Source organism: Actinoplanes sp. G11-F43 (genome assembly GCF_050589265.1).
In the GTDB taxonomy this organism is placed as follows: domain Bacteria; phylum Actinomycetota; class Actinomycetes; order Mycobacteriales; family Micromonosporaceae; genus Actinoplanes.
Window position 1 is genome coordinate 216,986 of the sequence record NZ_JBNZCE010000015.1, and the last position, 13,644, is coordinate 230,629.

Annotated in this window: 9 protein-coding genes; 2 read left to right on the plus strand and 7 right to left on the minus strand. The window is 71.0% G+C overall.

The annotated features are described in order from the left end of the window. Positions 1 to 3: 3 nt before the first annotated feature. The gene (locus tag ACQ0O7_RS17560; protein WP_430783166.1) at positions 4 to 1,650 is read right to left on the minus strand and encodes an EAL domain-containing protein; all 1,647 of its coding nucleotides are present in this window, start codon (positions 1,648 to 1,650) and stop codon (positions 4 to 6) included. Positions 1,651 to 1,972: 322 nt separating this feature from the next. Beyond that, positions 1,973 to 6,163, minus strand: coding sequence for an AAA domain-containing protein (locus ACQ0O7_RS17565; RefSeq protein WP_430783167.1), 4,191 nt, complete (start codon positions 6,161 to 6,163; stop codon positions 1,973 to 1,975). A gap of 121 nt (positions 6,164 to 6,284) precedes the next feature. Here ACQ0O7_RS17565 and ACQ0O7_RS17570 point away from each other — a divergent pair, with 121 nt between their 5' ends. Continuing rightward, positions 6,285 to 7,220, plus strand: coding sequence for a hypothetical protein (locus tag ACQ0O7_RS17570; protein WP_430783168.1), 936 nt, complete (start codon positions 6,285 to 6,287; stop codon positions 7,218 to 7,220). A 190-nt stretch (positions 7,221 to 7,410) separates the two neighbouring features. Here the strand turns inward: ACQ0O7_RS17570 and ACQ0O7_RS17575 are convergent, their stop codons facing one another. The 5 genes from ACQ0O7_RS17575 to ACQ0O7_RS17595 form a co-directional block, all read right to left on the minus strand. Then, the gene (locus tag ACQ0O7_RS17575; RefSeq protein WP_430783169.1) at positions 7,411 to 8,079 is read right to left on the minus strand and encodes a hypothetical protein; all 669 of its coding nucleotides are present in this window, start codon (positions 8,077 to 8,079) and stop codon (positions 7,411 to 7,413) included. Between the two features lie 1,529 nt (positions 8,080 to 9,608). Then, on the minus strand, positions 9,609 to 10,073 hold the full coding sequence (locus ACQ0O7_RS17580) for a hypothetical protein (RefSeq protein WP_430783170.1): 465 nt from the start codon (positions 10,071 to 10,073) through the stop codon (positions 9,609 to 9,611). Between the two features lie 11 nt (positions 10,074 to 10,084). Beyond that, complete coding sequence (locus tag ACQ0O7_RS17585) at positions 10,085 to 11,473, minus strand: hypothetical protein (protein WP_430783171.1); 1,389 nt, start codon at positions 11,471 to 11,473, stop codon at positions 10,085 to 10,087. A gap of 17 nt (positions 11,474 to 11,490) precedes the next feature. Next, positions 11,491 to 11,805: a type VII secretion target gene (locus ACQ0O7_RS17590; protein ID WP_430783172.1), complete on the minus strand. Its 315-nt coding sequence runs from the start codon at positions 11,803 to 11,805 to the stop codon at positions 11,491 to 11,493. Beyond that, a complete protein-coding gene (locus tag ACQ0O7_RS17595; protein WP_430783173.1) occupies positions 11,798 to 12,187 on the minus strand; it encodes a YbaB/EbfC family nucleoid-associated protein in 390 nt (129 codons plus the stop codon). Before ACQ0O7_RS17595 ends, ACQ0O7_RS17590 begins: the two co-directional genes overlap by 8 nt. A 148-nt stretch (positions 12,188 to 12,335) precedes the next feature. Here ACQ0O7_RS17595 and ACQ0O7_RS17600 point away from each other — a divergent pair, with 148 nt between their 5' ends. Beyond that, positions 12,336 to 13,640, plus strand: coding sequence for an AAA family ATPase (locus ACQ0O7_RS17600; RefSeq protein WP_430783174.1), 1,305 nt, complete (start codon positions 12,336 to 12,338; stop codon positions 13,638 to 13,640). Positions 13,641 to 13,644 lie beyond the last annotated feature (4 nt).

The following is a 13,644-nucleotide window of genomic DNA, read 5'->3' on the forward strand; positions in this document are numbered from 1 at the left end:
CCGCTACAACCGGCCCGGAACGATCGCCTCGGGCCGCCCGATGAGATAGCCCTGGACGTAGTCGACGCCCAGTTCCCGCAGCATCCGCAGAGTCGCCTCGTCCTGCACGAACTCGGCCACCGTGTGGATGCCGTACGCCTGGCAGACCTGCACCAGCGCGCGCACCAGCACCTGGTCCTGCGGGTTGTCGACGAGGTCCACCACGTACTCCCCGTCGATCTTGACGAGGTCGATCGGGAAGAGCCGCAGATAGCGGAACGAGGCGTACCCGGAGCCGAAGTCGTCGAGGGCCAGGCCACAGCCCAGGTCACGGACCCGGTCGGCGAACCGGCGGGCCTCGCTCAGGTTGCCGATCAGCGCGGTCTCGGTGATCTCGAAGGTGAGCTGGGCCGGATCCAGCGCGTAGCGCTCCAGCAGTTTCTCCACCTCGGCGGTGAGGCGCGGATCACCCACCGACCGGCCGGAGAGGTTCACCTGCAGGCACAGGCCGGGCTGCTCGGCGGCCAGGCGCATCGCCCGGTCCACCACCCACAGGTCGATGTCGAAGACCGCGTCCAGGCGCTCGGCGGTGTCCAGCACCTGGATCGGCGACTGCGGCCCGTCGGTCTCGTCGAGCACCCGCAGCAGCAGCTCGTGCCGGGTGACCCGGTTGGTCTGCAACTCCAGGATCGGCTGCGAGTAGAGCGTGAACCGGTCGGTGCCGAGCGCGTCGGCGACCCGGGTGCGGTAGGAGCCCTGCCGGTCCCGGACCGGCACCGGATGCGCGACCAGGGTGATCGGCCGGCCGGCCTCCCGCGACTGCCGCCACGCCTGCTCGGCGTCGATCAGCAGGCCGTGGCTGCCGGCCTCGGCGTCCCGCTCGAACCGGACCAGCCCGGACCAGGTGCCGGCGACCGCGGACAGGGCCGCGATCAGGGCCCGGGTCTGCTCCCGGGCGGCACGCCAGGTGACGTTCGCGAACAGCACGGCGATCTCGTTCGGGCCGACCCGCCCGATCAGGTGCTCGGGGCGGACGGTCTCCTCGACCAGCCGGGCCGCGCGGTGCAGCAGGTCGGCGTTGCGGTCCGGGCGTACCGCAATCGGGTCCTGGCCGGCCTGGACCCGGACCACCAGGAGCGCACCGCCCGCGCCGCGCAACGCCCGGTCGATCTCGTCGGCGAACCGGGCCCGGGTCAGCAGACCGGTCGCCGGGTCCGGCTCGATCAGGGACGCCTGCACGGTCTCGCCGCGCCGGGTGAGCCGGGCCGACTCGCGGCGGGCGCGCTCGCGGGCCGAGACGTCCCGGACCGTGCCGCGGATGCCGCGCACCGCGCCGTCCGGCCCGGCCATCGGCTCCAGCGCACAGTCGGCGTCGAACCAGCCGCCGTCCGCGCGCATCAGCCGGACCGTGGTGTGCACGGTGTTCTGGCTGGTCCAGGCCTCGGTGATGGCGCCCAGGGCCTTGGCGTGGTCGTCGCGGTGCACGTGCCGGGAGAGGATCTGGCGGGTCTTGCCCCGCTCCTCCGGATCGCGGCCGATCATCGTGGAGAGGACCGCGGACCAGACGATCTGGTCACCGGCCGCGGTGTAGGTGAACCAGGCGGCCTGATCCTCGGCGGGCTGGCGTGGTTCGGGAAGGGTGTAGCGCTCCCGTTCATCGGGCACCGTCATCCCCCGCCACCTCCCCCCTTGCCGCCACCAAGACCCCTCACCTATTACGACCTGTCACCGGGCCGCAGTAACAGTGGACTTAGGCGTCAAAGTTTTGACTAATCCGCTGACAAGGCCGGGAGCAGGGAATTATCGCCCATCCAGAGTAACGAAACAACCGAATGGATGACCTCGCTCCTCTACAATTCCGCCGAAATGCCTTCACCTAGTCCATGACAGACAGTCACTACCCGTATCGACAATGGAACCTACCGCGATTCCCTACCCATCCCCCGCCATCCACATGCACGCAGGGTCCCCGCACGGGAACCCCGCGTAATGACTAGGCGGTGGTGATTTCCAACTCCTCGACCCGCTGCCAGACCGGTCGCATCGCCACTTCCGGCTCCCGGGCGAACAGGCTGCCCCGGATTCGCACGAACACACAGTTGCCGGCCCGTTCCAGCACCGACTGGCGCCGCATGTCCGACTCCCAGCGGTCCGGGCCCTGGTAGGAATCGCCGTCACACTCGATCGCCAGCCGGCGGCCGTCCGGGGCGTTCAGCACGAAATCGATGCGATACCCGCCGATCCGGAACTGCGGGATCGGCCGATAACCCCGGCTCACCAGCAGCTTCATCACGGCCCGTTCGAAATCGGTCTCACAGGGCGCGTCCGGGTCGGCCGTGGTGGGCAGGTCGATGGCGTACGACAGCAGCCGGCCCCGGGCGTCGTCGGCGGGCAGGGCGCCCGGCCGTACCGAATGGAAGATCCACAGCTGGTCACGGGCGCGGGACGCGGCCACGTTGATCCGCCGGTGGTAGTCACGCTTGGTGAACGCCGCGATCCGCGGATCGTTCTCGGACACCACCATCGACACCAGCACCACGTCCCGCTCGTCACCCTGGAACGTGTAGGCGTCACCGACCCGCAGCCGGCGCGCCTGGATCTCGTCCTCACCGATCGCCTCACGCAGCTGCTCCAGCAGCCAGGCCGCCTGGCCACTGCTGCTCAGCAGGCTGATCACGCCCAGCGTGCGGCCGTCGTACCGGGGATCCGCCACGATCTTGGTGACCCGCTCGACGAGCGCCGTGCCCTCCTCCACGTTGACGTCGCCGTATCCGGACAGCGGCTGCCGCTCCCCGGCCGCGCAGAACACCGTCTGAATCGGCGGCAGGGCCGGCCGGTCCGCCCGCAACGGCATGATCCGGCCGTCGTAGTAGTGCCGCGACGAGAACTCGATGATCTGCGGCACGCTGCGGAAATGCTCGGTCAGCAGGATCCGTTCCGGCGAACGGCGCACCGCGTGGTCGTACAGCGACGACTCCGGATCGAAGTGCTCGGCCGACGGCACCCCGGTCAGATGCCGCCGGATCAGGCCGTCCACCGGCCCGGCGAAACCCAGCTGCGGGCCGATCTGCTGATCGTCGCCGACCACCACGGCCCGCTCCGCCAGCGACAGCACCGGCAGCGCGAACAGGTCCGCCTGCGACGCCTCGTCCACGATCACCACATCGAAGCGGGCGCCCCCGGCGAACTGCTCGATGGCCCGGTCCACCGACATCACCCAGACCGGCACCGCGGAGACCGCCTGCTCCATCGCCGTCCGGGCGTGCGCCTGCCAGGTCGCGGCGCTCCGGCCGGTGCCCTTGCCGATCTTGCGCAGCGCGGTGGTCCAGTCGGCCAGCGCGGCCCGGCGCCGGTCGTCCAGCGCCCGGGACACCTCCAGCCAGGCCGACGCCACCACCAGCTCGCCGGTCAGCCGCCTGATCCGGTCCCGGGCCCGCTCCACCCGCCGGGCCAGCACCGCCGGATCCACCTCACCGACCACACCGTCGAACCAGGTCTGCGCCCGGCGCCACTCCCACGCCTCCAGGCACGCCTGACCGGAGACCACCGGCAGCTCCCCGCCGCCCAGCCGCTCGGCCCACTCCGGCGCGGCCACCGCCAGCCTGCGGTAGGCGGCGTCGAACCGCATCACATCCGGCTGCAACAGCACCAGCCGGCGCACCTCGCCGATCGCGTCGTCCCAGCCGTCCAGCCCGGCCCACGCCTCGGCCAGATGCGGCCACGGCGCCACCCGGTCGGCCACCGCCCGCTCCACCGCCCGGTTCTTCTCCAGGGCGAACACCTCGGCCGCGGCCTCCAGCGACTCGGCCACCCCGGCCAGCGCCGTCGCGTCGATCGTCAGCTCACGCTGCGGCACCAGCACCGCGATCCGCGCGGCCAGCGGCGGCCAGCGGTTCAGGTCGAAGTCCAGCGACTGGTTCGCCTCGGTCAGCAGGGTGCCCGCCCAGATCTCCGGATCACCCCACCCGCCGTCCGGCTCCGGCACCGCCAGCCGCTGCACCCACTCCGTCCAGGCGTCGCCCAGCCGGCGGCGAGCCTGCGCGCGGCGCACCGCCTTCACCGCCAGGTCGACGTCCTCGGTCGTCCGCACCGGCTCGCCGTCCACCCGGACGTCGTCGGCCAGCCGGTACAACCCCGGCTGCAGCAGACGGTTCAGATGCCGGCCCGACGCGAACCGGGACCGGATCTCGTCCAGCCGGCTGAGCAGCAGCTTCGGCTCGTTCAGCAGGTGACCCGGCATCTCCACCCGATGCCCGGTCACCTCCCGGGCCAGCGCCGCCAGCTCGGCGAACAGGCTCTCGGTCACGACCACCTGATCGTTCCAGAGGGTGCGCCAGTGCGGGTCGTCGAGCAGCCGGCCCAGCCGTCCGGTCCAGGTGCCCTCCCGACGGCGCAGCCACGCCACCGCCTCCCGGAGTTCGGTCAGCAGCTCGGTCATCCCGGAGCGGCCCTCACCCCGTACCGCGGCCATGTCGACGCCCTCATCCGCCGACCGCGCGATCCGCGCCTCCATCCGGGCGCTGCTCTCCCGGGCCGTCGCGGCAGCGGCGCCGTCCGGCAGGTCGGAGATCTCCGGAAGCGGCCGCATCGACGCCGCCCGGTCCTCCGGCGGCAGCCGGGTCGCCAGCTTCATCAGCATGGCGAACTCCTCGATGGTCAGCGGCGGCGGCCCGGACACCGGATCCGGGATGCTCCCGTGCGCCGCCGCCCGCTCCCGCAACCAGGCGCCCACCTCGGCGGGCAGAAGAGCCACCCCACCGATCTGGTACGTCTGGGCCTCACTCTCCGCGATCATCCGCAGACCGGCCATCGCGGCCGCCAGCTCCCGCTCGGCCTCCTCCAGGTTCCGGGTCAGCCGGTTCACCCGGCGCGCCTCGGCATCGGAGTCCAGGGTGGCCGCCCGGTCCGACAGTTCCCGCGCCGCGATCTGCAACTGCACCAGCTGATCGGCGGTCCGGCCGAGCACCGCCAGGCACAGCGCCCGCACCTCCTCCGGCAGCCCGTCGCGCAGCACCCGCAGCGGCTCCTCCTTCTGCGCCACCACCAGCACCCGCTTGCCGTTCGCCATCAGATGGCAGATCAGGTTGCGGATGGTGTGCGTCTTGCCGGTGCCCGGCGGGCCCTGCACCGCCACGTTCCGATGGTGGGCCAGCCGGCGGGCGATCGACTCCTGCGCCTCGTTCGTCGGCAGCGGCATGAGCAGCCGGCCGCCCACCCGCTCCCAGGTCTCCGGGCGGTCGTCCGGCATCAGCAGACGGCTCGGTTCGTGCGCGACCACGGCGGCCAGCGCGCCGACACCGGAGGGATCGCCGCCGGTCAGCCGGTCCCGCAGATTCTCCAGAAAGCCACGGAGCTGCCGCTGGCGGGGACGGGCGAAAAGGACCGAGACATCGATGGTGTACGTGTCACCGCCGGCCCTCCGCCCACCCTCGGTGACCACTCTCCGGTCGAAGCCCAGTCGCGTCATCGCGCGTTCCAGGAAGTCACGTCGCTCGGCGTCGTTCCAGAGGTCCACCTCGACCGTGCCACCCGGGCCGGCCAGCGCGGTGAACTGGGCCAGGCGCCTGTCGTCCAGTCCGGACAGCGCCTCGGTCTGCAGCCGGGACGGGCCCGCCGGCGAGACCGTGACCAGGGTGCGGTCCGCGTCGTACTCGATCATCACCGGGGTGGCGACCAGCGGATACCGGACCTTGACCCCGTCGGCCACCGTCTCGATCACACCGTGGCCCCAGACCAGCTCGGTGGTGGCGGCGGCCAGATCCTGCTGATGCATCCGGTCGAACAGTCGGCGGTGCAGCTCGCGGGTCTGCTCGGTCCGGGCGGACGACACGGACCAGGGGCGCCAGGTCTGCTCCCGCCACTCCTCGAAGTCCGTGTTCTCCCCGGCGTCCTCCGTCGTGGGTTCCTCGGCCGCCGTCAGGTCGCCGCGCAGCCGCCGGCGCAGCGCTGCCGGGACCGCGACCGGCCCCGGCGTCTCCGGGCGGCCGACCCGCAGCCAGGAGGAGTCGTCGCCGGCCGGGCCGAGCTGACAGTCCGGGTGTTCGGGCAGTTCACGAAGCCACTGGGCATCCGACGGCAGGGTCCGCGCCGGACGGTCCATCTGAGCCCGCACGGCGAGCAGATAGTCGGCGACCGCCACCGCCCGATCCCGGATCGTGGTGGGCGATTCACGCTGCTCGGCCATCCTCGGGAGTGTAGGGCTTGGCACCGATTCCGTGAGTGTGCGTACCGGCCTGTTTCGGGCCTGCGCGCGGGCTTAAGGAACCGCTAAGGTTACGCCCGCTGATCTTGCATATCGACGGTAATTGGGGACGCACGTGAGCCAGGGCTGGGCGCAGCTGGACGGAAACGGGCAATACTGGCCCGCACAGCCGCCGGGGATCCCGCAGTCGTACTACCCGACCCCGGCCGACCCGCTGGTCAGCCCCGACTACGAGGGCTGGTGGCGGCGCGGTCTCCGGCTGGCCGGCCAGGTCTGGAAACCAGCCCTGACCCTCCACGCGATCGTCACCGTGCCGACGCTCGCACTGCTCATCCCGGCGAACGTGCTCCTCACCGAGGAGAACCGCCTCCTCCAGACCGCCATGCTCGACGAGGACACGGCCATGCCCGCCCTCAGCGGCTACCTGACCGCCACCCTCGTCTTCCTCGCCGCCACCCTGGCCGTCGGCCTGATCTCCGCGGCGGCCGCCGCCGTCAACGTCCGCCTGGTGGTCCAGGCCGCCACCGGCCAGCCGATCCGTCTCGGCACCGCCACCGCCGAGGGCCTGCGCCGGGTGCCCGCCCTGATCGGCTGGACCCTGCTCGGCAACCTGCTCGCCGTGGTCGCCGTACTGATGTGTGTGCTGCCGGTGTTCTATGTGGGCGCGGTCCTGATGGTGCTGCCGGTCCTGGTGACGCTGGAGCGCGGCACCGGAATCGGCCGGGCCTTCACCCTCTTCCACGCCGATCTGGGTACGTCGGTCGCCCGGGTGGCCACCATCGCCGGCTTGACCGCGGTGACCGCGATGGCGCTGACCGCGGTGGAGGTCGGCCTGGAGGTGGTGGTCGGCGGCACCACCGGCACCGTCGTCGGCGGTCTGTGGAACGGCGTGTACTACCTGGTGGCCGGTCTGGCCCTACCCCCGTTGCTGGTCACCGCGTACGCCGACATGCGCTCCCGCCTGGAACCTTTCTCCACTGCCTACCTGATGCCCCGGCAGCCCGCCCAGCCTTCCGCGCCCACGCCCCCCTCGGTCTAGCCCTTTTCCCTCTTGGCCTGACCCACGTCACCACCCGGTCGGCCCTCATGCCGCCCTGACCTGAGGGCGGCCTGATCTGGCCTGGTCTCGATCGCGCGGCACCCGCCAAGCCTCGGTCACGCGAGCCGCACGTGCCGGGCGGTGCCGCGCGCCGGGGCATCTTTCCCGAGCGCACCGCGTGGTGTCTTCGTCAGGGGAACTGCATGCGGCGCGGGCGCGGGATCGCCGGCGGCGGGAGCGGCAGGTCGTCCAGGTGGCTCCAGCTCAGCATGCCGTTGTCGGTGGACTTGATCTCGCCCAGGCACGCGCGGAGCAGACCCAGGTTGGGGGCGCCCGCGTAACCGGCGATGACCACCTCGGGCTTCGGAACGATCTGGGCGATGGCCGCGCAGATCTTCGCGACCTCGCGTTCGTCGACCGAGTCCAGCGGCAGCGGAGCCTCGACCGGTGAGCGTCGCCACGGCGGGCCGAACCGGCGCAGCAATTCGCGGGCGAGCCGCCCGAACGAACGCCCGACCTCGGCGTCGCGCATCGACACCCGGGCCGACTGCCCGTAGCACCACGGCACGATCACATGCCCGTTGATCAGGACCAACTGGTAGACCGAGCGCGGCACACTGATGATCTCAGCGCCGGGCAGGGCACCTAGAAACAGGACCAACTCCTCGTACGGCAACGCCCATCGGGGGTTGGCCAGCACACGTTCCATGGCCTGGGTCATGGCTGGATGAGCGTGGACCTCGCGATCGATCGCCGTGCTCAAGGCCTCCGGCACCCGGGTCCACAATTCGTCGGCGACCTTGTCACCGAACTGCTCGATCAGCCACTCGCTCGGACCGACGAGAACGTCTGGACGCATTCCCCACCACCACCGTCCGTGTTGCCGACGTCACTGCTGGCTAGAAGAGTTGCACTTCCAATGATCGACTGGAAGAGGTGCGAACGAGATCACAAATACAAACATGAATGAAATCGAACATGTCGATCAGCGCTGGGCCACAACACTGGAGCAGCGGGGTGGTGGATCGCAAAACGTGCAACTTGCGCGGCGACGCTCTCACGCAACTTGCACGATCGTCTCACTATTCACCGGTACCCGATATTCAACCCGAGAGATATTTCCAAGCGGTGACACGCGGGAGAACAACCTTTCACATCCCGTGATCAAACACAGCTCCACCTGCGACACTCCACACCGAATGATCAACTAGCCGCACACTCGCCGGACTGCGCGGATGGTGAAATCAATTGCAGTACACGCGTCCCATTTCACCAAGATCCGCGTTTCCGGCGACCCCGAGGGGACAGGCCCCTCGGGGACAGCGCTCAAGTGTCGGATTCCCGTCAGTTCACTCATGGACTCACGACGATCCGCAGCGCGGCGGCCCCGACTTCCGAGGGGAAGCGCTCTCTCGCCCACGCAGGTCAGCACCGCGAGCGAACCTCATCGATCCAGGACCGAGATCAACGACCGCCCGGAGCAATGTCCCCAGTCCGACAGCCGACGTGAGAACCAGGCGAACCCGGATCATTAACGGACGCCCCATTCGCCCGCTTCGCGGCAATCAACCGCCGCCCCCGCCGCTGTAGCCATTCAAACCTACCCCTCGGTAGATTCCCAACAATCGCCGATTCCCACCCACGCAGATTCCCACCGCATGCGGGAAAGCTATTTTGGCGCACCGCCAATTAGCCCCCATCCGGAAGTGGTCACCGCCCATCACCGACTCCAATAGCCGCTTCCCACTTTCTCAGCGACCACCACGGAAGGTGAGGACCGAACCATCTCCCACCCACTCCGATCTCACCCGCCCCCGCACGCCACCCCTCCTGGTTTCCGCAACGCTCGTACGCTGCCCAACTCCCCAGACATCCTTTCCCGCCCCCGATCACCATCGATCCCATGCCACCCGATCCGCACTAAGGCCCTGACGCCGCCAAGCCACCAGATCCCGGCACCACCGGAACTGGCGTCGCGGGCCGTCGCAGGCCGTCGCGCGCCGTCGCGGGCGGTCGCGGGCGGTCGCGCGCTGTCGCGGGCCGTCACAGGCCGTCACAGGCCGTCACAGGCCATTGCAGGCCAGAGCCGACGGCACAGCCTCACAGCCCAGAGCACACGTAGCGACACCACAGGTCGAAGCCACAAGCCGGAGCCGACGTTGCGGGCCGGAGGCGGTGTCGCAGTGCGGAGACGGCGTGACCAGCCCGGAGGAGCCTATGTAGCGGCGTCACAGGTTTGGAGTCAATGTCGGGGGCGGAACTGGGCGTCGCAGGCCGGTGCCAGCGTTGTAGGCCGGAGCCGGGCGGCGCGGCGCCTCCTCCTCCTTCCTAGGGGGACCGCACGTCGAATGCCATCGCCGTCCGCAAACGAAGATGTGGAACCGGTGCTCAGGGCGAACCAACCGGCGGGATGGGCTGGAAGGGCAACCACGTGTCGCGGTGTTCGGCATATGGTGTGACGCCCTCGGGGAACCAGATCAACCCGGTGGTCCGGCCCGCCACTCCGATCAGGAAGTCGTAGCCACGCACCAGAGCCACCGGCACCGGTGAGACGCCGGCCAGTTCGGTGAAGAGTGCCCGGGCCACGGCCAGTTGCCGGCCCCGGCCCGGGATCGTGATCCCCACGTCGAGGACCAGCGGGAAGACGTCGAGGAACGACGGCTCGCCCGGTTCCACCAGATCGTTGGCGTGCAGTTCCCCACCGACCTGACCGCCGTCCGGGAGTGGCCGGCTCAGGTAGGTCTCGCCGCCATCGCCACGGATGACCGTCATGCCGACCACCGGGGCTATCTCGGCGGCGAACCGTGGCGGACCGTGATCCGCCTGGAAGTAGACGTGCTCTTGTGTGGACACCGGCGCCATCCTTAAGGCAACTCGATCATTGTTCCATCGGCCAGGATCACCCGGACCCGATCCGGCAGCGCCGAACCGTGCGCCCTCGCCTGGCCGGCCGCCCGGGCCCAGCCGTGCCGCGCCACCTCCTCGGTCAGGCCGGCCACCCGCCCGTCGATGACCACTTCACCGCCGCCGTGCGGACCCAGCTGTTTACCGGCGGCCAGGATGTTGGACCGCACACTGGAGCTGGACGCGCTCTCCGGCGTCTTGAACTCGGTGACCACCCCGGGATCGTCCGGTCCACTCCGAACCATCGCGTCGGGACTGGTCAGACCGGTCACATCCTCGACCCGCCGCCGCGGATGCACCATCCGGCCCTCCTCCGCGAGCAGATCGGCGATCGACCGCTCCTTCCCCGCGAACAGGCCCTCCGGATCGTCCACCCCGGCCCGGAAACCCACACCCAGCGAGCTCCGGTCCCGTCCGGCATCGAATCCGGACCCGTCAGCCGACCCACCCGGCCCACCGCCATCTCCCCCGCCGTCGCCGGGTCCACTCCCGCCGGGGCCTGGCTCACCCGCGCCGACACCGCCGCTTTCAGCATTGCCCGCGGCTCCCACGCCGCCCGCGCCGGTACCGGCCGTCTCGGCACCCACCGCACCGGGGCTCCCGCCCTTCTCCGCGCCGCTGCCGGCGGACCTGAGCGAACGGATCAGGTCCTGGATCCGGTCGCCGTGGGAGACGAGATTGCGGAGGCTGTCGATCAGGCCCTTCAGCCACCGGCTGATCCGGGCCGCCCAGGACGCGCACAACGCGGTCACCTGCCCCACCACCAGCGGAAGTGCCAGCCCTCGGGTGGCGGCCAACTCAGCCGCGTACAGCGCGAGGCGGCCCACCACGACAGCGATCGCGTCGCGGATCATCAGCCGGACCGAGCCGACCAACCCGCCGGCGCCCTCGGCCATCGCGGACACGGTGCCGGCAGCGGTGCCGAGCGTCCGCAGCTCGGCCTCCCGCCGGCCGGCCCACGCCCGGTACGTCTCGGCGGCCGTCCCGCTCCAGCCGGGCACCTCCGATCTCGCGGCCCCGGCCAGTGCCTCCGCCTCAGCGGTCAGCGCGCCGGACACGTTGCTCCAGGTCCGTGCGTGGGCCGAGATCTCCGCCACGTCGCCGGCCAGCCAGTCGAGCGCCTCCGCCAGTGGCTTGACCTGCTCGATCAGCCAGGCCACCCCATATTGTGCGAGGCTACCGAGCGGGTCCACGGCCACCGCCAGACCGTCGAGCGCACCCGCCGTGCCGGCCAGCGCGCCATCCACCCAGCTGCCGCCGCGCACCGCCGCGTCGATGTCACGCACGTCCTCGGCCAGGGCCACCCCGGCCCAGGGGTCCGGCTCGGCAGCGGTCGCGGCGGAGACCAACGGATCACCCGGCGCGGTCATCTCCGGCCCGGAACGGCTCGGAAGGCGTCGGCCCGGCGCTGGTCAGCGGCGGTATAGCCGTCGGCGTTGGCACGGAGACCGGCACCACCGTCGCGCAGCGCCGCCGCGGTGGCGTCGATCGCCGCGGTCAGCACGTCCTGCAGAGCGCCGAGCGCGGTGGGGACCAGCGTGCACAAGCGACCGTACGCCCCGGGACCGGCCCGGACCGCACGACCGGCCGCGCCGGCGACAGCCACCTGACCGGCGACGGCCTCGACGGTGCGCGCATGCGCCGTCAGCTCGGGCTGACGGACCTGGAGCGGCTCAGTCACGGCAGCCGTCCTCCGGGCGGAACCGGGCCGCGAACGTCTCGATGACCGCGCGCCCGGTGGCCGAGTCGGCGCCGATCGTCTCGGTGGTCGTCACCGTCACGGCCGCGACCATCGCGGACCGGGCCGCCCGCAGCGTCGTCATGATCTCCCGCGCGGTGACCGTCGCGGGCCGTTGCCGGATGCCCTCGCCCAGATCCAGCCCGGTCAGGTCGCCGCCCGCACCGACGGTCACGGTGACCAGGCCGTCGGGACTTCGCGCGGTCTCGGTGAGCAGTGCCAGGCGGGACGACAGCTCACGGGCACGTGACGCCCGCACCTCGATCGCACCCCGCCACTCGTCGATCAGTCTCTCGGCCTCGCCGAGGCCACGCGCATCGAACATGGAGCCGCCTCCATCCATCGTGATGACTTCGCGACCGACGGTAGCGAGGTCGGCGGAGGTGCGGAGAAGGCCTGTGGATAACTCCGCGTTGTCCACAGGCGGACGGTGTCGCGGCCGTTCGGCCCGCCGCGGGCGCTACCGTGCCGGGGTGGGTTCCAACGCGCTCGTCAGCCCGGCCGAGGAGGCCGCGACAGTCATCGCCGCCGTCCTCGGCGACCTCACCAGCGGTGACCACCGCGGGGTGGTCGTCGACTCCCCGCCGGGTGCCGGCAAGTCGACGCTGGTCGTGCGCGCGGCCGGTGAGCTGGCCGCGACCGGCGATCCGCTGATGATCGTGGCCCAGACCAACGAGCAGGTGGACGACCTGATCGAGCGGCTGGGCGTGCGCTCTCCGGAGCTGGCGGTGGGCCGCCTGTCCGCCGTCGACTACGAGCCGTCGACCCGGGTGAAGGAGCATCCGGCCTGCCGGGTGGCGGCCAAGGTCGGCGACCTGGGTTCACCGCCGGTCACCATCGGCACGGCCGCCAAGTGGGCGACGGTGACCGAGGGCACCTGGCCGTGGGCGATCGTCGACGAGGCGTACCAGATGAGGTCGGACGCTCTGTTACGCGTCGCGTCACGGTTCGAAAGGGCGCTGTTCGTGGGCGATCCCGGCCAGCTCGACCCGTTCTCGACGGTCGAGGTGGACCGCTGGGTCGGCCTGTCCTGGGATCCGATGCAGAGCGCGGTCGCGGTGCTGCTCCGGCACAATCCGGACCTTCCGCTGCACCGGCTGCCGGTCTCCTGGCGGCTGCCGGCCTCGGCGGCTCCGGTGGTGGCCCGGGCGTTCTACCCGTTCACCGAGTTCCGCTCGGGGACCGGGCCGGGTGATCGCACGCTCGCCTTCGGACGGTCCGCGCGTGATCCGTTCGACGAGGTGCTGGACTCCGCGGCGGCGACCGGCTGGGGGCTGCACGAGCTGGCCGAGCGGTTCACCGTGCGGACCGACGCGGAGGCCGCCGCCGCCTGCGCGACACTCGCCGCACGGGCGCTGACCAGGGAGGGCGTTGCCTCGTCGGAGTCCGGCACCGGGCCGTTGACGCCTGATCGGATCGCCGTCGGGGCCGCGCACCGCGACCAGGTCGCGGTGATCCGGTCGATGCTGCCACCAGAGGCCGCCGAGGTCACCGTCGACACCGCCAACCGGTTGCAGGGCCGGGAGTACGACCTGACCGTGGTCCTGCATCCGCTCTCCGGCCGACGGGACGCCACCGCCTTCCACCTGGAGTCGGGGCGGCTCTGTGTGCTGGCGTCCCGGCATCGGCACGCGTGCGTGATGGTGGCCCGGGCCGGCATCGCCGAGCTGCTGGACGCGCACCCGTCGACCGAGCCGGTGCATTTGAACGTTCCGGTTAGATTCCCGGACGGATGGGAGGCCAACCAATCGATGCTCGCCCATTTATATCGATCGTGAAGCT

Excerpts from the sequence above, each read along its gene's own strand:
- ACQ0O7_RS17595 (WP_430783173.1), bottom strand. The coding sequence starts at position 12,187 with ATGTTCGATGCGCGTGGCCTCGGCGAGGCCGAGAGACTGATCGACGAG.
- ACQ0O7_RS17560 (WP_430783166.1), bottom strand. The coding sequence starts at position 1,650 with ATGACGGTGCCCGATGAACGGGAGCGCTACACCCTTCCCGAACCACGC.
- ACQ0O7_RS17565 (WP_430783167.1), bottom strand. The coding sequence starts at position 6,163 with ATGGCCGAGCAGCGTGAATCGCCCACCACGATCCGGGATCGGGCGGTG.
- ACQ0O7_RS17575 (WP_430783169.1), bottom strand. The coding sequence starts at position 8,079 with ATGCGTCCAGACGTTCTCGTCGGTCCGAGCGAGTGGCTGATCGAGCAG.